Below are 19,497 nucleotides of genomic sequence, written 5' to 3' on the forward strand. Positions count from 1 at the left end.
GACCGAGGAGAACAGTGTCGAACTCAAACCTCTCCGTGCAGCTCTACACGGTCCGTGAGCTCCTGACCGAGGACACGGTCGGGACCCTCCGCCGGATCGCCGAGATCGGATTCACCCAGGTCGAGCCGTTCGGCCTCCTCGACTTCGCCGACGGCCTCCGTCAGGGCCTCGCCGAGACCGGCCTGACCGCGCCGACGACCCACCAGGGCTTCATCGGCCGCGACGACGAGGCCCTCGACACGGTGTTCGCCACCGCAGCCGAGCTCGGCATCCAGACCGTCATCGACCCCTATGTCCCCGTCGAGCGCTGGCAGACCGCCGCCGACGTCGAGGAGATCGCCGCGCAGCTCAACGCCGCCGCCACGGTCGCCGCGAAGCACGGCGTCCGCGTGGGCTACCACAACCACGCCCACGAGGTCGAGAGCACCATCGAGGGTGTCACCGCGCTCGAGTACTTCGCCGGCAAGCTCGACCCGGAGGTCGTGCTCGAGGTCGATACCTACTGGGTGGTCGTCGGCGGCCACAACCCCGTCGACCTGCTCCCGAAGCTCGGCGACCGCGTCGTCGCCCTCCACGTCAAGGACGGCGCCGGCACGACGGAGACCAAGGACCAGGTCGCGGTCGGCCAGGGCGCGCTGCCCATCGCCGAGATCATCGCGGCGGCCCCGAACGCCCTCCGCGTGATCGAGCTCGACGACTCCCGCGGCGACCGCTTCCAGGCCGTCGCCGACAGCTATGCCTTCCTCACCGCCGAGGCCTTCGCGTGACCGGCGGAAAGGTCGGCGTCGGTCTCATCGGAGCCGGCGTCATCAGCAACCAGTACCTCGAGAACCTCACCGCGTTCCCCGACCTCGATGTGCGCTTCGTCGCCGACATCGACCTGGAGCGCGCGAAGGCCCAGGCCGACAAGTACGGCGTCCCCGCCTCCGGCACCGTGGAGGAGCTGCTCGCCGACGACGCGATCGAGATCGTCGTCAACCTCACCATCCCCAAGGTGCACGTGGAGGTCGCTTTGCAGGCGCTCGCCGCGGGCAAGCACGTGTGGAGCGAGAAGCCCTTCGCGCTCGACCGCGCCAGCGGCGTGCAGCTGCTGGAGGCCGCCCACGAGAAGGGCCTGCGGGTCGCCACGGCGCCCGACACCTTCCTCGGCGCCGGCATCCAGTCGGCCAGGCGCCTGGTCGAGAGCGGCGCCATCGGCGCCCCGCTCACCGCGCTCACCCTGCTGCAGAGCCCCGGCCCCGAGTCGTGGCACCCGAACCCGGACTTCCTGTTCCAGGAGGGCGCCGGCCCGCTGTTCGACATCGGCCCGTACTACCTCACCGCCCTGGTGCAGCTGTTCGGACCGGTCAAGCGTGTGAGTGCCGTGGCCTCCAAAGCGAAGGAGTCGCGTGTGATCGGTTCCGGCCCCCGCGCCGGGGAGTCGTTCGCGGTGACGGTGCCCACGCACGTCAGCGCGCTCTACGAGTTCGAGAGCGGCCAGACCGCGCAGTCGATCTTCAGCTTCGACTCCAAGCTCGGCCGCACCCAGTTCGAGGTCGCCGGCCTCGAGGCGACGCTCGTCGTGCCCGACCCCAACACCTTCGAGGGCGACCTCCTGGTGCACGGAGCCGAGGGCGTCGAGACGCTGCCGTCGACCGGCACGACCAGCACCCGGGGTATCGGCGTCGTCGAGCTGGCCCGCGCCATCCGCGCCGGCGTGCCGGAGCGCGCGTCGGGCGAGCAGGCGTTCCACGTTCTCGACGTGATGGTGGCGACGATCGAGGCCGGTGAGTCCGGCGTCCCCGTCGAGGTGACGAGCACGCTCCAGGTCGCTCCCGCCCTCCCCGAGGACTGGGACCCGCGCGCCTCGACGCTGGCCTGACAGCCCGGCGCGTGACCCTGGGCGCCTGGCGCGGAGACGATGACGGACGACGAACGGAGAAGTGTGAGCGGCAGTGAGTCGGGCGGATTGAGCCGACGGGACGAGAGCACGGCGGGATCGCGGCTGCGCGTCGCGATCGTCGGCGGCGGATTCATGGCGGAGGTGCACTCGCGTGCCGCGCGCGCCGCGCGCGCCGAGTTGGCGGGAATCGTCTCGTCGACGCCCGAGCGCTCGGCGGCCGCAGCAGAACGCCTCGGCATCGGCCGCGCCTACGACTCGCTCGAGCAGCTGCTCGACGACGACTCGATCGACGTCGTGCACGTCACGACGCCGAACGCGCTGCACGCGTCACAGGCTGCCGCGGTGCTGGCCTCGGGCAAGGACGTCGTCTGCGAGAAGCCGCTGGCGACCACGGTGCCCGATGCGGAGGCGCTCGTGGCCGCCGCGTCCGGACGCACAGCGACGGTTCCGTTCGTGTACCGGTTCCACCCGCTCGTGCGGGAGGCTCGGTCACGGTTCGCCTCCGGCGCCGCCGGTCGGGTGCTCACCGTGAACGCCTCGTACCTGCAGGACTGGCTGCTCGCCGCCGGCGACGACAACTGGCGCGTCGACTCCGAGCAGGGCGGACGTTCGCGTGCCTTCGCGGACATCGGTTCGCACCTCGTCGACCTCGTCGAGTTCGTCAGCGGCGACCGTGTCACCCGCCTGTCCGCGACGAAGCGCACTGTCTTCGCCGAGCGCGCCGCACACGCCGGCATCACGACCGAGGATGCCGCGGCCGTCGTCATCGAGACCGCGTCCGGCGCCATCGGCACTCTGCTGGTCTCGCAGGTGGCGCCCGGCCGCAAGAACCGGCTGTGGCTGGAGATCGCGGGCAGCGCCGAGAGCGTGGCCTTCGACCAGGAGCAGCCGGAGACGCTGTGGGTCGGCCGGCGTGCCGGGAGCCTCCTGGTGCCCCGCGACGCCGACCAGCTGAGCGCCGACGCCGCGCGCCTGTGCGTGGTGCCGTCGGGACACCCGCAGGGCTACCAGGACGCGTTCAACGCGTTCGTAGCCGACAGCTATGCCGCCGTCGCCGGCGAGAGCCCCGACGGCCTGCCGCGCTTCGAGGACGGCCTGCGCGCCGTCCGGATCACCGACGCCGTGATCGACTCGGCCGAGTCGGGCACCTGGATCGAGATGGGAACCACTTCATGACTGATGTCGAGTCGGGTCGCACGCACCCGGTCACCCTGTTCACCGGCCAGTGGGCCGACCTGACACTCGAGGAGGTGGCGAAGCACGCCTCCGAGTGGGGCTACGACGGCCTGGAGATCGCCTGCTCCGGCGAGCACCTCGACGTCTGGCGCGCCGCAGAGGACGACGCCTACCTGCAAGGTCGCCTCGACATCCTCGACAAGTACGGCCAGAAGGTCTGGGCGATCTCGAACCACCTCAAGGGCCAGGCGGTCTGCGACGACCCGATCGACTTCCGCCACCAGGCGATCGTCGGCTCGAAGGTGTGGGGCGACGGCGACCCGGAGGGCGTGCGCCAGCGCGCCGCGGAGGAGCTGAAGCTGACCGCGAAGGTCGCCCGCAAGCTCGGCGTCGACACCGTCGTGGGCTTCACCGGCTCCAGCATCTGGCCGTACGTGGCCCAGTTCCCGCCGGTGCCGGCCTCCGTCATCGACGCCGGCTACCAGGACTTCGCCGACCGCTGGAACCCGATCCTCGACGTGTTCGACGGTGAGGGCGTGCGGTTCGCGCACGAGGTGCACCCCTCCGAGATCGCGTACGACTACTGGACGAGCGTGCGCTCGCTGGAGGCCATCGACCACCGCGAGGCGTTCGGCTTCAACTGGGACCCATCGCACATGATGTGGCAGGACATCGACCCGGTCGGCTTCATCGTGGACTTCAAGGACCGCATCTACCATGTGGACTGCAAGGACACGCGACTGCGCCCGAAGAACGGCCGCGCCGGCGTGCTCGGCTCGCACCTGCCCTGGGGCGACCCGCGCCGCGGCTGGGACTTCGTCTCGACCGGGCACGGCGACGTGCCCTGGGAGGACTCGTTCCGCGCACTGGAGTCGATCGGTTACACCGGCCCGATCTCCGTCGAGTGGGAGGACGCCGGCATGGACCGCCTGCACGGTGCGGCGGAGGCCGTCGGGTTCATCCGCTCGCTGCTCTGGAAGCTCCCGACCGCCTCGTTCGACGCGGCCTTCAGCAACCAGGACTGAACGTCAGAGAGCCGGCCGGTGCCCGTCGCCGGCCGGTTCGACGCTGTCGACAGCCGGTTCGCGCCGAGACCGCTTGTCGAGCACGTAGGCGCGGATCCCCGCAGCGATCGAGGCCAGGATGACGACGCCGGCCACGACGTACGCGACCGGCCGGACGCTCGGGTTCACCGCTGCGAAATATCCGATCACCGTGATGAGCACGCCCCAGCTGAGCGCGCCGACCACGTTCGCGGTGAAGAAGCGCCAGTACTTCATGGCGCTGATCCCGGCGATCGGCGGGATGAAGACGCGGCCCCAGGGGATGTACCGGCTGATCACCACCGACCACCAGCCGAACAGTTCGTAGAACCGCTCTGCCCGTCTCACGCCGGCCTGCACCCAGCGGCCGCCGCGCCGAGCCAGGTACGGCCGACCCAGCCGGCGGCCGAGCCAGAACCCGACCTGGTCGCCCAGCACCGCGGCGATGCCCACGCCGATCGCGAGCACCCAGATCGAGAGCTCGGAGTGCGTGCCGGTGAGCAGGCCGGCCGCGAACAGCAGCGAGTCGCCGGTGATGAACGGGATGAACACGCCGACGAACAGTGCCGTGCCGGCGAAGACCAGACCCCACACCGCGAGGTAGAAGACGATCGGACCCACGTCTGCGAGCAGGTCCGTGAGGTCGTGGGTCATGCTTCGAGGGTATCGGGCCGCGCTGTGTCGCAGCCGCGCGCACTAGGCTCGCCGCGTGGAGACTATCCGGGGCGAGGACTGGTACGGACGCGACATCGACGGCGTCGAGTTCGACGGGACGGAGTTCGTCGACGTCGACATGACCGAACTGCGGTCGACGGGTGCCACCTTCACCGGCTGCACGTTCCGCAGCGTGCGGTTCAACGTCGGCGAACACACCGACAGCGCGTTCGTGAACTGCACGTTCATCGGGTGCAACTTCTTCGACGCGACGTTCCTGCGCTGCAAGCTCACCGGAAGCAGCTTCACCGGCTGCGACTTCGCCCTGCTGAAGGTGGAGGGCGGGAACTGGTCGTTCGTCGATCTCGGCCGCGCCGAGCTGCGCGGGGCGCAGTTCACCGGAGTCAAGCTGCGGGAGGCCGACCTCGGCCGCGCGCGCTGTCAGGAGACCGTGTTCTCGGGCTGCGACCTGTCGGCGGCGGTGCTCGCCGGCGCCGACTTCTCCGCGGCGAGCCTGGTCGGCAGCGACCTCACCGGCGTCGAGCCGGCCGAGGTCGGCCTGCGCGGCGCGACCATCGACGTGCGCCAGGCCACGATGCTCGCGGAGGCCGCGGGGATGACCGTGGTCGCGACGCCGAACTGACCGCCGCGTCGTCCCCTCCGGAGTCCGCCCGCGACGCGCAGACGACGGCGCCCGCCCCCCGGTGTCGCGGGAGCGGGCGCCGACAGTATCGCGGCTACAGGGGTCGCCGTCAGGCGACCTCCTTCACCTGCCCGTGCTTGATGTGGAGGCGGCGCTGGGCGCGCTTGGCCACCGCGGTGTCGTGGGTGACGACGATGACCGTGAGGCCGCGGTCGCGCCAGAGACCTTCGAGGAGGTCCATGATCTCGTCGCGGGTCTCCTCGTCGAGGTTGCCCGTCGGCTCGTCGGCGAGCAGCACGTCCGGGTTCTTGACCAGGGCGCGGGCGATCGCGACGCGCTGCTGCTGGCCGCCCGACAGTTCCGACGGGAGGTGGCTGCCGCGGTCGGCCAGTCCCACCGAGGCCAGTGCTTCGGCGGCCCGGCGCTTGCGCTCCTCCGTGCTCACCTTCAGCGGGGCGAGCGCGGTCTCCACGTTCTCCTGCGCGGTGAGCGTCGGGATCAGGTTGAAGCCCTGGAAGACGAACCCGATCTCGTTCGCGCGGATGTCGGTCAGCTTGCCGTCGCCGAGCTTCGAGAGACTCGCCGGTCCCAGCTCCACCGACCCCGAGGTCGGGCGGTCGAGCGCGCCGAGCATCTGCAGCAGCGTCGACTTGCCGCCTCCGGTCGGCCCCTGGATGGCGACGAGCTGGCCGTCCGGGATCTCCAGGGTGACGTCGTTGAGGGCGATCACCTCGCGCTTGGACTGGGTGTACTTCTTGGTGACGTTCGTGAGGGTGTACACGATGGCTCCTTCTGATGGCGCCGGTCAGGCGACCGAGCGCAGGGCTGCGGCGGGACGGAGACGGGAGGCGCGCCAGCCGCCGATCGCACCGGCGATCAGTCCGCCGAGGATGGCGAGGGCGACGGCGCCGACGATGATCCACACGGTCACCGGGGCGTGCAACGCGATGTCGGCCGTCGTGCTGGTGGCCGCCCGGCGGAAGCCGCCGAACGCGCCGTTGCCTCCTCCGAAGCCGCCGCCCCCGCCGAAGCCGCCACCGGTTTCGCTGCCGCCGGTCCCCGCCGCACCGGCCGCGCCGGTCCGACCGGCAGCATTGGCGAAGCCGGAGCCGATGCTGCCGGTCAGAGTCGGGGAGATGACGTTGACGACGAACACACCGATCAGTCCCACCGCGACGCCGATCACGCCGCCGATGAGGCCCTGCACGATCGACTCGCCGGCGACCTGACCGGTGATGCGGCGGTTCGACCAGCCGATCGCCTTCAGGGTGCCGAACTCGCGGGTCCGGCGGGTGACGCCGGAGATGGTGAACAGGATCGCGATGAGGAACGCCGCCGCGAGCACGATCACCGACAGCCAGGTGCCGAGGTTCGAGATCAGCTGGCCGGCGCTTCCGAGCGAGCCGGACACGCTCGAGGCCAGGTCGGCCTGCGTGCTGACGGTCGCGCCGGGCAGCGCCTTGGTCAGGTCGGTCTTGATCTGGTCGATGTCGCTGGACGACGCGGCCGTGATGTAGACCGACGAGATCTTGGCGGTCTGACCCGACAGTGTCTGCGCGACGTCGAGCGGGATGTACGCGTTCGACGCCGTCGTGGAGTCGGCGCCGGTCGCCGAGACGATCCCGATGACCTTGAACGCGGTTCCCCCGATCGTGACCGTGTCGCCGACGGCCTTGCTCGCGCTCTTCGCATAGGCGGCGTCGAGGACGACGACGTCAGCGCCCTTGTCGGAGGCGGTGAAGGCACGTCCGCTCGACAGCGTGACCGACGACAGCGGTCCGACGGACTTGCCCGCCGGGTCGAGGCCCATCACCGAGAAGGAGTCGACCGAGAACGAGCTCCCGCCGGCGCCGTCGGCTCCACCGGTGGGCGGGGGAGTGGTCGCGGCCTGGCTGCCGCCGGCCTGACGCTGCTCGCGCAACTGCTGGAAGTTCGGGAGCGTGCCGCTGAAGCTGGTGTTGGTCAGCGAAAGGACGGCTGCGGCGGCCTGCACGTTGGCGACCTTCTTGGCCGTGGTCAGCGTGGACGCGTCCATCACCGTGGCCCCGCGGGTGGGCTCCAGGCGGGACGTGTTGATCTGGCGGCCGCTGCCGGTGTCGGTCCCCGCGCCCGCGCCGAAGTCGAACCGGGGGCCTCCGCCCTGCGCCTGCTGGGTCGTCGCGTTCTGCGCCGTCGCCGGCTGGGAGACGGTGATGTCCGTCCCGACCCCGTAGACGGACTGCAGGACGCTGGCCTGTGCGTCCTTGACGCCGGCGGAGACTGCGTTGACGATGATGACGAGTGCGATCGCGAGGGCCATGCCGATCGCGATGATGACCGTCTGCTTGCGGCGATTGAGGAGCTCGCGCCGCAGATATGTCCCGAACATTGGCTTCCATATCTCTGGGTCGGAATGAGTGAGTCAACGGGAACGTAGGGTCGTCGGATTGCGGTGCTCTATGGCGAAGCTATGGATTGGCCCAGTGCCCGGCTGAAGAAGCACACACGCAGTTCGGCCACGGGACGCATCCTTCTCAGACGCTCCATAGGTTTCACAAAGACACCGTCAAGTCCGCTCCTCATAATGGGAAAGGTGACCATCAACGCCCGTGCCGCCTCCGGCTCCTCCAGCCAGCCCCGTACCCTCCTGCGCCGTGCCGACGGCAGCTCGATCCGCGTCCTCGTCGTCGACGACGAGGCGACGCTGACCGATCTGCTCGCCATGGCCCTCCACTACGAGGATTGGGAGGTCAAGACGGCCTCGAACGGGCAGCAGGCGCTGCAGCTGTCACGCGAGTTCAAGCCGGATGTCGTGGTGCTCGACATCATGCTCCCCGACATCGACGGCCTGCAGGTGTTGTCGCGGATGCGTGCGGACGGCAACGAGGCTCCCGTGCTGTTCCTGACGGCGAAGGACTCCCTCGACGACCGCATCGCCGGTCTCACCGCGGGCGGCGACGACTACGTCACCAAGCCGTTCAGCCTGGAGGAGCTGGTCGCCCGGCTCCGCGGCCTGCTGCGCCGGTCACGCGCGGCCGTCGCCGACCATGACGACCCGGTGCTCATCGTCGGCGACCTGGTCCTCGACGAGGACAGCTACGAGGTGCACCGCGACGGCGACCCGATCCAGTTGACCGCGACCGAGTTCGAGCTGCTCCGCTTCCTGATGCGCAACCCGCGTCGCGTGCTCAGCAAGGCGCAGATCCTCGACCGGGTGTGGTCCTACGACTTCGGCGGATCCTCCAGCGTCGTCGAGCTGTACATCTCGTACCTGCGCAAGAAGATCGACGCGGGCCGTCCTCCGATGATCCACACGGTCCGCGGCGCCGGCTACATGGTGAAGGCCGCGCAATGACCGCTGCCCGCACTGCGGGCGCCCCGACCCCCGGCCGTGAGCGCGCCCGGCGCTTCGGTCTCCGTCCCTTCCGCACCTGGACGCTCCGCAGCCGTGTCGTGCTGGTCGTCGTCGCGATGCTCGCGGTGCTCGGCGCCGTGATCGGGACCGTCAGCGTGCTGGCGCTGCAGAACTATCTGATGGAGCGGCTGGACCAGCAGCTCACGAGCGCGCTGTCGCGCGGGCAGCATGCGGCCGATCGGATCAATGCAGGAGGGCCGACGGTCCCGCAGGCGCAGGACGTCGTCCAGACGCCCGGCCAGCCGACCGGGACGCTCGGCGCCGTGCGCAGTTCCAGTGGTGGTCTGCTGTTCACGCCCGTCGTCCTCTCGGACCGGCCGACCACCCCGACGGCCAACCAGCCGCTCGGCCCGCAGCAGGTCACCATCAACCCGCTCCCGCTGCTCACGGTGCCGGCCGACCAGACGCCGCGCACCGTCGACCTCGGCTCGGCTCTCGGCTCGTACCGGATCGCCGCAGCGCAGCTCGACAACGGCGACAGCGTCATCATCGGGCTGCCGCTCAGCGAGGTGACCGCTACGGTGCAACAGCTCACGCTGGTGGTGGTGCTGGTGACCCTCGCCGGGCTGGTCTTCGCGTTCCTGATCGCCAGCTTCGTGGTCCGTCTGGCGATGAAGCCGCTCGCCCGCGTGGCGGCCACGGCAGAGCAAGTGGCCCACATGCCCCTGGACCGCGGCGACGTCGCGCTCTCTGTGCGCGTTCCCGAGGGCGACACCGACCCGCACACCGAGGTCGGCAAGGTGGGCTCTGCGCTCAACCGGATGCTCGGCCACGTCGCGTCGGCGCTGACCGCGCGTCAGGCCAGCGAGCAGAAGGTGCGGCAGTTCGTCGCCGACGCCAGCCACGAGCTCCGCACGCCGCTCGCCTCGATCCGCGGCTACGCCGAGCTGACCCGGCGCTCGCCGCACGAGCTGCCGCAGGACATCACCCGCTCGATCGGCCGCATCGAGTCGGAGGCCACCCGGATGACCTCCCTGGTGGAGGATCTCCTGCTGCTCGCCCGCCTCGACGAGGGCCGCGAGCTCGACCGTGATCCCGTCGACCTCTCGCTGCTGCTGATCGACGCCCTCAGCGACGCGCACGCCGCCGGTCCCGATCACAGCTGGAGGATCGAGCTGCCCGAGGAGCCCGTGGAGGTGTCCGGCGACGCGCCGCGGCTGCACCAGGTGGTAATGAACCTGCTCGCCAACGCGCGCGTCCACACGCCTGAGGGGACGACGGTCGTGGCGTCGCTGGCCGTGGACGATGCAGCACGGGAGGCCGTGGTGACGGTCTCCGACGACGGTCCCGGAATCCCCGAGGAGCTCCAGTCGACGCTATTCGAGCGGTTCGCCCGCGGCGACAGCAGCCGCAACCGCGCGACCGGCTCGACCGGCCTCGGCCTTGCGATCGTGCACGCGGTCGTCGAGGCGCACGGCGGCACGGTCGGCGTGAACAGCCGGCCGGGCTCGACGGTGTTCACCGTGCGGCTGCCGCTGGCCGGGGAACCGCCCGAGGAGGCGGCGAGCGGTTCGGAGGCGCTCGTCCAGGACCCCGACGCGGTCGAGGGCCGGACCGAGGCCGGCGCAGGGGCCGGCGCAGAGGCCGACCCCGCAGAGAAGCGCGGGGCCGTCCGGGAGTGACTGCCACGCTGCTGCCGACCGTCGCCTACGGAGACCGCTCCGCTCCTCCGCTGATCCTGCTGCGCGGGCTGCCGTCCGAGCCGGGGCGCGCCCGCGGTCTCGACGCCCTCACCGAACGCTGGATCGTCGGAGGCCCCGCGCGGTCGCACCGCGTGCACGCCGTCGGGAGGCCCGCGCGGCTGGAACAGGGGGCGACCATGGCCGAGATCGCCGAGCTCTACGCCGGCGCGCTCCGCAGGCGGTTCGGCGCCCCTGCCGCCATCATGGGCGTGTCGACGGGAGCGAGCATCGCCCTGCAGCTCGCGACCGACCATCCCGACCTGGTCGGCTCGCTGGTGGTGGCTGCGGGGGCGGCTGCGCTCGGGACCGCCGGGCGGGTCCTCCAACGTCGCTACGCGCACCTCCTCGCCTCCGACGGACAGGCGGCGGCAAGCGAGCTCGCCGCCGCGACGACGGACTCCGCGCTTCTCGCGCCGGTCGTGCGCCTCGCGACGCGGCTGCTGCCGGGACCGGCCGACCCCGCGGGCCTCCGGGTGCTCGTGGAGGCCGAGGACGCCTTCGATGTGCGCGACCGGCTCTCCCGGGTGGCCGCGCCCGTGCTGGTCGTCTCGGGAGGACGTGACGTCTTCTACCCGCTCGACCTCGCGACCGAGACGGTGCGGCGGCTGCCGCGCGCGACACACGTCGTCTATCCCCACCGGTCGCACGCGGGCGTGCCGCTGCATCCGCGGTTCGGCAGGGACGTCGGCGACTTCCTGCGGGCGCGGGTGCGGGACGGTCTCGGCTGACGCGTCGATTTGCACGCACGGTGTCGATCCCGTACCCTGGACGGAGCCAAAGACCGCTGGTCGACGTGCATGCACGTCCGAAGTTCCACTCAGGTGGAGGCCCGCGCAGGTGTGTGAAGCACTTCCCGCAGTTCTCTGCGATGACGAGCTCCGTGCCCTGTGCCGGAGCTTTTTTCTTTGCCCGCGGTCGAGGCGCACACCGCTCCCGCGGTGTGCGAGAAGACAACCGAGGAGTAGCCATGGCGAACAAGGAAGCTACGGTCGCCGAGCTCGAAGGACTGTTCGAGAGCTCGACCGCCGTTCTGCTGACCGAGTACCGCGGTCTCACTGTTGCTCAGCTCAAGACGCTGCGCAAGTCCATCAGTGAGCACGCGACGTACGCCGTGGTGAAGAACACGCTGACCAAGATCGCGGCCAACAACCAGGGAATCTCGTCGTTCGACGACGAGCTGGTCGGGCCGTCCGCGATCGCGTTCGTGCACGGCGACCCCGTCGCCGTCGCGAAGGCTCTGCGCGACTTCACCAAGGCAAACCCTCTGCTGGTGGTCAAGGGCGGTTACTTCGACGGTAACCCGCTGACCGCAGAAGAGGTAGGCAAGCTCGCCGACCTCGAGTCCCGTGAGGTTCTGCTGGCCAAGCTGGCCGGCGCCTTCAAGGCCTCGCTGTTCGGAGCCGCATATCTGTTCAACGCACCGCTGTCGAAGGCCGTTCGCACGGTCGACGCGCTGCGTGAGAAGCAGGAGTCCGCTGCCTAAGTCCTTTCGGGCTTACAAGCGGTGAGTAACCACACACACTAAGGAGAAAATCATGGCAAAGCTGTCGACTGACGAGCTGCTCGACGCGTTCAAGGAGCTCACGCTCATTGAGCTCAGCGAGTTCGTGAAGAAGTTCGAGGAGACCTTCGAGGTCACCGCCGCCGCCCCCGTCGCCGTGGCCGCCCCGGCCGCCGGTGGTGCGGGTGCCGCTGCCGAAGAGGTCGAGGAGAAGGACTCGTTCGACGTCGTCCTCGAGGCCGCCGGTGACAAGAAGATCCAGGTCATCAAGGAGGTGCGCGCCCTCACCAGCCTCGGCCTCGGTGAGGCGAAGGCCCTCGTTGACGGCGCACCGAGCACCGTGCTCGAGGGCGCCAACAAGGAGACCGCCGAGAAGGCGAAGGCTCAGCTCGAAGAGGCTGGCGCCACCGTCAACCTCAAGTAGTCGACGCCCCGTCGGGGCTTCTTCTACCGCAGGCTGACACAGCCACGCGACGCGGACTCCTTCTGTAACAGAGTGTTCCGCGTTGTGGAGGGCGTCGCCCCCGTAACGGGGCGGCGCCCTTCGTGGTTTCAACGGCCGCGGAGGCGCAGCGCGGACGCTCGTCCCACCAGAGCGTCCGATCGCGCCTGCCCGCGTGCATCGGTGTGCAAGGACGCACGACCGGAAGAAGAAACCACGATGAATACCTGGCGTACTTTCGCCTCCACCCTGCGCGGACTCGGGGCCGCGCTCCTGCACGGTGACCACCGCGACGACGGTGCCCACCCGCCGGATCTGTACCGCAGGACCCTCCTGTACGACCGGTACCTGCGGTAACCCGAAAACCGAACGCCTCCATCCGCGGGCGCAGCGCACGAGCGCGGCGCGCGTGGATGGAGGCGTTCTTCGCACCCCGGTTGCGTAGGGTCGAGAGGGTGCAGAGTGAAGACGAGGCGCGCGTCGCCTACGACCGGGTGGCCGAGGACTATGCGACGCTGCTCGAGGGCGAGCTCGGGACGCTGCCGCTCGAACGGGCGATGCTGACGGCGTTCGTCGAGCAGGTGAAGGCGGACGGAGGAGGTCCGATCGCCGACCTCGGCTGCGGTCCCGGACGGATCGCCGGTTTCCTGGCGGGCATCGGTGCCGACGTGCGCGGCATCGACCTCTCGCCCGGCATGATCGCGGTCGCGCGCCGGGACCACCCCGACATCCCGTTCGAGGTGGCGTCGATGGCCGAACTGCCGTTCGGCCACGGCGAGCTCGCCGGCGCGCTGGCGTGGTACTCGATCATCCACGTGCCGCAGGAGTCGCAGGACGGCGTCTTCGCCGAGTTCGCGCGAGTGGTCCGCCCCGGAGGCCGGCTGCTGCTCGCTTTCCAGGTCAGCGAGAGCGGCGACGAGGACATCGTGCACCTCCGCCACGCTTACGGACACGAGATCGACCTCCGCACGCGTCGCCAGTCACCCGCGCGAGTGAGGCGCCGTCTGACCGCCGCCGGATTCGCTCCTCTCGCGCGACTGGTGAGGGAGCCGGTCGCGCCGGAGAAGTCACGGCAGGCGTTCGTGCTCGCCCAGCGGATCTTTAGCGCTGACACTGCGAGGCAATAGATGTGAACCGTCAACCCGCTTCGTTGATGGGTTCTGCCTGGTCAGGCTTGCGAGCGAGAGATACCCTGCGCACCGTTTTGAGCACATCTGCGCCCAACGCCGACAATGTCCAATAGTCCGATTTGTCACTGACCGGGTGCTTTCTCGCGGAAGGCTGGACCAGATCGAGCGTCATGAGGTCCGCCAGGAGCCCCTTGAGCTGATTGGTCGCGACGATGTCCCACTTCCGACTGGAGTCGGTCCTGATATGCATCGCCAATGTGCTAGCCATGTCTTTCACCGACGCCTCGATGAGCATCTCCGGGGCCAAAACGTGAAAGACCAAGTGCAACCCCACCGTCGCGTCCTCTTGCCATTCGCCGCCAGGCTCATATCGGTACGCGGGTGTACGTGTGGTGTTGAGGAGGGTCTCAATCGTCTTCGATATCCGAGTTCGCTGTTCCTTTTCGGAGGCTTCCTTCGCCTCGGCCAGCTGCTTTCTCAGGCTTGCGTTTTCGGAGGAGAGGCGAATGACCTCGGCTGTCACCTCGGGTCCCGCGCCCACGGTGGAAGCTCTTACCCAGCCCTCGCGCGGGTTGGCTGTGAGCGCCTTCATCAGCGCTACCGAGAACCTGCCGTAGAGATCCTCAGCCGATGTCCAGCCGCTGACTGGCCTCGATCGCACCAAACTCTTGAACTCGTCTAGGGCCGTCCGCGACGTAGAATCGACGTCGACCCGATCGGCTGGCCACGGGGCCTTCTCGTCAATGACGAATCCGAGAACGGGGACGCCCTTTGCAACGGCAAACTCATACTCTTTGCGGGTATAGCTAACCCCCTCAAGTGTCAGCGAACCCAATCGGTGAGCAACGATGACCGCGTAATAGTCGCTTTCCTCGATGTGTCGAGCAATAATGTTCCATTGTTCTTCGTCGGCCGCGCTGAACATCTCCATTCCGACGGGGATGTGTCCCATTTCGAGTACAGCCTTGATGACTTGCTCCCGCTCGTCGATCAGGTCCTCGAACGTCGAACTGATGAAGACTTGGTACTTCGCTGACGTGACCACGCTTGCCCTCCTGCTGAGCTCACTGAACCCTACTAGCTCAGCGGCAGGCCTTCGTGCTCGCTCAGCGGATCGCCGACTCCGGTTCGGACGTCGCGGCCGCCGTCTCCTGAGCCGCAGCCTCGCGCACGCGCCGCCGCACCAGGAACCAGCCGCCGACGAGCAGCGGGATGATGAGGACGATCGCGGCACCGACGGTGATGGTGCCGGTCGGCCAATCGATGAGGATCAGCACCGCGACGAGCGCGAGGAAGCCCAGCGTGAGGTAGCTCGTGAACGGCGCTCCCGGCATGAAACGACGGTCGCTCCATCCGGCCGGCTGCCGCCATCCTCTGCAGCCGGAGCTGGCAGACCACGATCACTCCCCACGCCCAGAGCAGCCCGATGGAGGTGAGGTTGATCCCGATCTCGAAGGCCTCAGCGGGCATGACGAGGTTGAGGCCGACGCCGATCAGGGCGACCGCACCGGTGATCAGGATGCCGCCGTACGGGACGCCGGCTCGATTCATCCGGAGCGCGACCCGGGGAGCTGCACCCCGCTGGGCCAGCGCTCGCGCGATGCGACCGGTGGAGTACATGCCCGCGTTGAGCGACGACAGTGCGGCGGTGAGGACGACGAGGTTCATGATCGCGTCCGCGCCCTCCACCCCGATCGATGCGAAGAATGTGACGAACGGGCTCTCGCCGGCTTTGTACGCGTCGAACGGGAGCAGCAGCGACAGCAGCAGCACAGAGCCCACGTAGAAGACGGCGATGCGGACGATGATGGTGTTGACCGCTCGCGGCATGGTCTTCGCCGGATCGGGGGTCTCGCCTGCCGCCGTGCCGATCAGTTCGATCGCGCCGTAGGCGAAGACCACGCCCTGCACCACGAGGACGAGCGGGACGAGCCCGTTGGGGAAGAGCCCGCCGTGGTCGGCGAGCAGCGCGAATCCCGGCGTGTGGCCTCCGACCGGCGTGCCGAAGACCACGAACGCGATGCCGATCGCGAGGAAGGCGAGGAGCGCCGCCACTTTGATGAGCGCGAACCAGAACTCCAGTTCGCCGAACACCGTCACCGACAACAGGTTGAGTGCGACGACGATCACGAGGGCGGCGAGGGCGAAGACCCACTGCGGCACGTCGCCCAGCACGGGCACGTACTTGCCGAAGAAGTTCATGTAGAGGGCGACGGCCGTGACATCGACGATGCCGATCATCGCCCAGTACATCCAGTACATCCACCCGGTGACGAACGCGAGCTTCTCGCCGTAGAACTCGCGTGCGTACGAGACGAACGAACCCGAGTCGGGGCGGTGCAGCACGAGCTCGCCGAGGGCGCGGAGGATGAAGAAGGCGAAGAGCCCGCAGATCGCGTAGACGAGGAGGAGGCCGGGCCCGCCCGATGCGAGCCGCCCTCCTGCTCCGAGGAAGAGACCCGTGCCGATCGCTCCGCCGATGGCGATCATCTGGATGTGTCGCCGCTTGAGGCCCTTGTGGTAAGTCTCCTGGCCGGACGAATCGGAAGCGCTCATTCTGCAATTCAAGCAGGTAAGGTGTGAGATTTCACAATCGGTTACGGGAACGGCAGTGCCACCGGGTACCAATACGTCTGCATGGCGCCGTCGCTCGCGCACTCGCGCGTCGTGACATTGCTCCCCGCCGTCAGGGCGGTCAGGCACAGACCGGACCCGGCGTTGACGAGCTGGAGGCGCGCGCCGCCTGTCGTGGACACCAGCTGCGGAATCCACAACTGCTGCGTGTTCGCCGGGTTCGACGTGGTGATGACGACGTTGGATCCTGCGCTGGCGATGAATCCGTTGTTTGCGGCGGTCGTCCTGATGCGCAGCTGGATCGCGTTCATCCCACTGACGGGGATCATCGCGATCGCCTGGTTCCCGAGGTTCACGTTCGTGCCGATATTGCTGCAGGCGGCGGTGAAGATCACGGAGCCGGTGCCGACTCCGACGCCTGAGACACCGATGCAGAGCGCGGCGGGACTCAGAATATTCTGCGGCTTGACCTGGTAATACGTGTTGAGGTTCGACAGGGTGTAGAACGGGTAGATCAGCGACGTGGTGATGGGGTCGGAGGGCTCCGTCGCCTGGCCCCCGAGGTTCGCCAGCGCAATGTCGGCGCGGAAGGAGGGGGTGAAGCTCGTCGCTCCGGAGGTGGAGCCCAGCGCGGCGGCAACGTTCTCCCGTCTCTGGCCTGAGTTCGCGGAGGAGCTCGACCCTCCGGTGGGGTACCCGCGGACGCAGAACAGCGCGGATGCCTGGGGAGCGAGTGCGACGGCCGCGCTCGTGACGCCGCTGGACCACTCTCCGGAGACCGCCCCCGGCGCCGGGTTGCCGGCGTTCGTGCAGTCCGCGGCGGACGCGACGGGCCAGATCGCGGCCGCGAGGGCGGTGCCGAGGTCGGTCGCGGGAAGCGCGGTCAGGGTGACGTTCGACGGCCCGGTGAAGGTCGTGGAGGCCTGGGTGTTCGTGACGTTCACCAGGTATGTCGTCTGGTAGAGGCTGTTCGTCATCACGGTGCTGACCGCGGTCGGGCTCACGGCCACGGATTCCTGTCCGACGGTCACCGAGCCCGTCGCCGTCACTCGTGCGCTCCAGCCGGCGGAAGCGGGGATCGCACTCACGAGCCCGGCCGCCGAGAGGGCGGCCGTGGCCGAGAGGATCCAGCGAGCGATGCGCACGAGGGCAGCATAGGGATTGATTTATATAGACAAGCTATATATAATGATCTGTGTGACCGAAACGCTGTCCTCACCCGCCCGCACCGCCGACACCGCACAGCTCCGCCAGACCCTGGGCGACCTGGTCGTCGCGAGCCATCGACTCACCCGCCTGGCTGCCCGCGTCACGGGCAACACCGAGTCGCCCGCGACCTGGCGCACGCTGAGCGTGCTGCAGAGCGCGGGGCCGATGCGGCTGGGGGAGCTCGCCGCTCAGAGCCGGGTGTCGCAGCCGACCATGACCAAGATCGTGCGCAACCTGGTCGATTCCGAGTGGGTCAAGCGCATCGCCGACACCGATGACGCACGCGCCTGGCAGATCGCGATCACCGCGAAGGGCGCCGAAGCGCTCCAGGCCTGGCGCGATGCACTGTCGGCCGCGCTGGTCCCGATGTTCGCCGACCTGACCGAGGACGAGCTCGCCGCGATGCGCTGCACCGTCGAGGTGATCGCTTCGCGCGCCGAGCTCTCCACCGCCGCGTCGGCGGCCGTCGCCGGGCGCTGACGCTTCGCCCGCTCTTTCACACCGCACGGCCCCACCACACCGACCACCACACAACCACCACACTCGCCGAGGAGGCCTCACCCGTCCATGTCCCATCAGAAGCCGGACAACATCCTCAAGCAGCCGACCGCCGTCTGGGCGGTCGCGTTCGCGTCGGTCATCGCGTTCATGGGAATCGGTCTCGTCGACCCGATCCTCCCGGCGATCGCGGCCAGTCTGAAGGCGACGCCGACGCAGACCGAGATGCTCTTCACGAGCTATCTGCTGATCACGGGTGTCGCGATGTTCTTCACGAGCTGGATCTCCAGCCGGATCGGCGCCAAGCGCACCCTGCTGATCGGGCTCGCGCTGATCGTCGTCTTCGCGCTCGCGGCGGGGCTCTCGCAGAACGTCGCCTCGATCATCGGCTTCCGAGCGGGCTGGGGGCTCGGCAACGCTCTCTTCATCTCCACCGCGCTGGCGACCATCGTGGGCGCCGCCGCCGGCGGCACCTCGGCCGCGATCATCCTGTACGAGGCCGCGCTGGGCCTCGGCATCGCAATCGGCCCGCTCCTCGGCGGTCTGCTGGGCAGCTGGAGCTGGCGCGGACCGTTCTTCGGCACCGCCACCCTGATGGCCATCGGCTTCATCGCGATCGTCGTGATGCTCAAGAAGAACCCGGAGAAGCCGGAACCGACGAAGCTCTCCGCCCCCTTCCGCGCGCTCGGCCGTCCCGCGCTCGGCTTCCTGGCCGCCGCCGCGCTGTTCTACAACATCGGCTTCTTCGTGCTGCTCGCCTACACGCCGTTCGCCCTGGCCGCCCTCGGAATCACCGACGCGATCACCCTCGGCCTGATCTTCTTCGGCTGGGGCGTCGCCCTCGCCATCACGTCGGTGTGGGTCGCTCCACTGCTGACGTCCCGACTGCCGCGGACCCGGGTGCTGTGGCTGATCATGCCGCTCCTCGCGCTCGACCTGGCCGCAGCCGGGCTCCTGGCCGGTTCGATCGCGGCGCTGATCGTCTGCGTGATCGTCGGCGGTCTGCTCCTCGGCATCCTCAACACGGTGCTGACCGAGTGCGTGATGGAGGCGACCGACCTCCCGCGGTCCGTCGCCTCGAGCGCCTACTCCGGCGTCCGCTTCCTGGGCGGCGCGATCGCACCGCCCGCGGCGACCCTGCTCGCCGACGTGTTCACGCGCTCGACGCCGTTCTACGCCGGCGCGATCTCGGTGCTGGTCGCCGCTGCCCTGGTCGTCCTGGGCCACAAGCACCTCCGCCGCGTCGACGCCCCCCACGAGACCCCGCAGCAGGAAGCCGAAATCCTCGCCCTCGCCGACGCCGACTGAGCGCCGACCGAGCCGACATTCGTCACGAATGTCGACATTCGTGCCACGAATCTCGACATTCGTCACGAATGTGCGCTGCCCGAGGTGCGCGCGTACCCGGAATGCGAAGAGCCGCCCTGTCCTAGGGCGTGTGGATCAAGTCTGATTTGATCCAGATCAGTGTGGCGGCGAGGGTGATCGCGGCGTTGTAGTGGCGGGCGGTCTTGTCGGAGCGCATCGCGATGCCGCGCCATTGCTTGAGCTGGTTGAAGCAGCGTTCGACGACGTTGCGGCCGCGGTAGCGGGTCTTCTGCTCGTCGCTGAAGTCGATCGGACGTCCCGGCTTCTTGCGGCGGTGGAGCGATCTGGTCGTCTCGCTCGG

At 69.0% G+C, this 19,497-nt stretch carries 20 protein-coding genes and 1 pseudogene; 14 read left to right on the top strand and 7 right to left on the bottom strand.

The window, feature by feature from the left end; genetic code table 11:
• Positions 1–35: 35 nt before the first annotated feature.
• The 4 genes from JNB50_RS15585 to JNB50_RS15600 all read left to right on the top strand — a co-directional run bounded on the left by JNB50_RS15585 (position 36) and on the right by JNB50_RS15600 (position 4,083).
• Positions 36–767: a sugar phosphate isomerase/epimerase gene (locus JNB50_RS15585; RefSeq protein WP_307794751.1), complete on the top strand. Its 732-nt coding sequence runs from the start codon at positions 36–38 to the stop codon at positions 765–767.
• Positions 764–1,861, top strand: coding sequence for a Gfo/Idh/MocA family protein (locus JNB50_RS15590; protein ID WP_208041101.1), 1,098 nt, complete (start codon positions 764–766; stop codon positions 1,859–1,861). Before JNB50_RS15585 ends, JNB50_RS15590 begins: the two co-directional genes overlap by 4 nt.
• A 63-nt stretch (positions 1,862–1,924) precedes the next feature.
• Positions 1,925–3,058: a Gfo/Idh/MocA family oxidoreductase gene (locus JNB50_RS15595; protein ID WP_307794746.1), complete on the top strand. Its 1,134-nt coding sequence runs from the start codon at positions 1,925–1,927 to the stop codon at positions 3,056–3,058.
• Positions 3,055–4,083, top strand: coding sequence for a sugar phosphate isomerase/epimerase (locus tag JNB50_RS15600; protein WP_208041103.1), 1,029 nt, complete (start codon positions 3,055–3,057; stop codon positions 4,081–4,083). Before JNB50_RS15595 ends, JNB50_RS15600 begins: the two co-directional genes overlap by 4 nt.
• A 3-nt stretch (positions 4,084–4,086) precedes the next feature.
• Here JNB50_RS15600 and JNB50_RS15605 read toward each other — a convergent pair whose 3' ends face one another.
• Positions 4,087–4,755, bottom strand: a complete 669-nt coding sequence (locus JNB50_RS15605) for a DedA family protein (RefSeq protein WP_208041104.1) — start codon at positions 4,753–4,755, stop codon at positions 4,087–4,089.
• A gap of 55 nt (positions 4,756–4,810) precedes the next feature.
• Here JNB50_RS15605 and JNB50_RS15610 point away from each other — a divergent pair, with 55 nt between their 5' ends.
• Positions 4,811–5,398, top strand: a complete 588-nt coding sequence (locus JNB50_RS15610) for a pentapeptide repeat-containing protein (protein WP_307794747.1) — start codon at positions 4,811–4,813, stop codon at positions 5,396–5,398.
• Positions 5,399–5,507: 109 nt separating this feature from the next.
• Here JNB50_RS15610 and JNB50_RS15615 read toward each other — a convergent pair whose 3' ends face one another.
• Together JNB50_RS15615 and JNB50_RS15620 are read right to left on the bottom strand one after the other, a co-directional pair.
• Positions 5,508–6,179, bottom strand: coding sequence for an ABC transporter ATP-binding protein (locus JNB50_RS15615; protein WP_208041105.1), 672 nt, complete (start codon positions 6,177–6,179; stop codon positions 5,508–5,510).
• Positions 6,180–6,203: 24 nt separating this feature from the next.
• Positions 6,204–7,766 (bottom strand): ABC transporter permease, encoded by a 1,563-nt coding sequence (locus JNB50_RS15620; RefSeq protein ID WP_208041106.1) that lies wholly within the window; start codon positions 7,764–7,766, stop codon positions 6,204–6,206.
• 195 nt (positions 7,767–7,961) lie between these two features.
• On the opposite strand from JNB50_RS15620, the gene JNB50_RS15625 reads away from it, so the two are divergent.
• The 7 genes from JNB50_RS15625 (at position 7,962) to JNB50_RS15655 (ending at position 13,544) form a co-directional block, all read left to right on the top strand.
• A complete protein-coding gene (locus JNB50_RS15625) occupies positions 7,962–8,732 on the top strand; it encodes a response regulator transcription factor (protein WP_279554782.1) in 771 nt (256 codons plus the stop codon).
• A complete protein-coding gene (locus JNB50_RS15630; RefSeq protein WP_208041107.1) occupies positions 8,729–10,414 on the top strand; it encodes a cell wall metabolism sensor histidine kinase WalK in 1,686 nt (561 codons plus the stop codon). The genes JNB50_RS15625 and JNB50_RS15630 overlap by 4 nt, the downstream gene beginning before the upstream one ends.
• Positions 10,411–11,202, top strand: coding sequence for an alpha/beta fold hydrolase (locus JNB50_RS15635; protein ID WP_208041108.1), 792 nt, complete (start codon positions 10,411–10,413; stop codon positions 11,200–11,202). Before JNB50_RS15630 ends, JNB50_RS15635 begins: the two co-directional genes overlap by 4 nt.
• 239 nt (positions 11,203–11,441) lie before the next feature.
• Positions 11,442–11,957: a 50S ribosomal protein L10 gene (gene rplJ / locus JNB50_RS15640; protein ID WP_055917683.1), complete on the top strand. Its 516-nt coding sequence runs from the start codon at positions 11,442–11,444 to the stop codon at positions 11,955–11,957.
• 52 nt (positions 11,958–12,009) lie between these two features.
• On the top strand, positions 12,010–12,399 hold the full coding sequence (rplL, locus tag JNB50_RS15645; RefSeq protein WP_208041109.1) for a 50S ribosomal protein L7/L12: 390 nt from the start codon (positions 12,010–12,012) through the stop codon (positions 12,397–12,399).
• Positions 12,400–12,636: 237 nt separating this feature from the next.
• The gene (locus JNB50_RS15650) at positions 12,637–12,774 is read left to right on the top strand and encodes a hypothetical protein (RefSeq protein ID WP_208041110.1); all 138 of its coding nucleotides are present in this window, start codon (positions 12,637–12,639) and stop codon (positions 12,772–12,774) included.
• Positions 12,775–12,872: 98 nt separating this feature from the next.
• On the top strand, positions 12,873–13,544 hold the full coding sequence (locus JNB50_RS15655; RefSeq protein ID WP_307794748.1) for a methyltransferase domain-containing protein: 672 nt from the start codon (positions 12,873–12,875) through the stop codon (positions 13,542–13,544).
• Between the two features lie 10 nt (positions 13,545–13,554).
• On the opposite strand, the gene JNB50_RS15660 is transcribed toward JNB50_RS15655, so the two are convergent.
• The 3 genes and pseudogenes from JNB50_RS15660 to JNB50_RS15670 all read right to left on the bottom strand — a co-directional run bounded on the left by JNB50_RS15660 (position 13,555) and on the right by JNB50_RS15670 (position 17,266).
• Positions 13,555–14,592 carry a DUF4062 domain-containing protein gene (locus tag JNB50_RS15660; protein WP_208041112.1) on the bottom strand — a complete coding sequence of 346 codons (1,038 nt, stop codon included), beginning with the start codon at positions 14,590–14,592 and terminating at the stop codon, positions 13,555–13,557.
• 61 nt (positions 14,593–14,653) lie between these two features.
• Positions 14,654–16,103 (bottom strand): annotated as a pseudogene (locus tag JNB50_RS15665) (amino acid permease).
• A 41-nt stretch (positions 16,104–16,144) separates the two neighbouring features.
• The gene (locus JNB50_RS15670) at positions 16,145–17,266 is read right to left on the bottom strand and encodes an RICIN domain-containing protein (RefSeq protein WP_208041113.1); all 1,122 of its coding nucleotides are present in this window, start codon (positions 17,264–17,266) and stop codon (positions 16,145–16,147) included.
• 52 nt (positions 17,267–17,318) lie between these two features.
• Between JNB50_RS15670 and JNB50_RS15675 the strand changes: the two genes are divergently transcribed.
• On the top strand, positions 17,319–17,810 hold the full coding sequence (locus tag JNB50_RS15675) for a MarR family transcriptional regulator (RefSeq protein ID WP_307794749.1): 492 nt from the start codon (positions 17,319–17,321) through the stop codon (positions 17,808–17,810).
• 87 nt (positions 17,811–17,897) lie between these two features.
• Positions 17,898–19,136, top strand: coding sequence for an MFS transporter (locus JNB50_RS15680; RefSeq protein WP_208041115.1), 1,239 nt, complete (start codon positions 17,898–17,900; stop codon positions 19,134–19,136).
• Positions 19,137–19,257: 121 nt separating this feature from the next.
• Here JNB50_RS15680 and JNB50_RS15685 read toward each other — a convergent pair.
• Positions 19,258–19,497 (bottom strand): transposase (locus tag JNB50_RS15685; RefSeq protein WP_208041116.1); only part of this gene is annotated, 240 nt, incomplete at its 5' end.

This window comes from Leifsonia sp. TF02-11, from assembly GCF_017565305.1.
GTDB lineage: Bacteria > Actinomycetota > Actinomycetes > Actinomycetales > Microbacteriaceae > Leifsonia.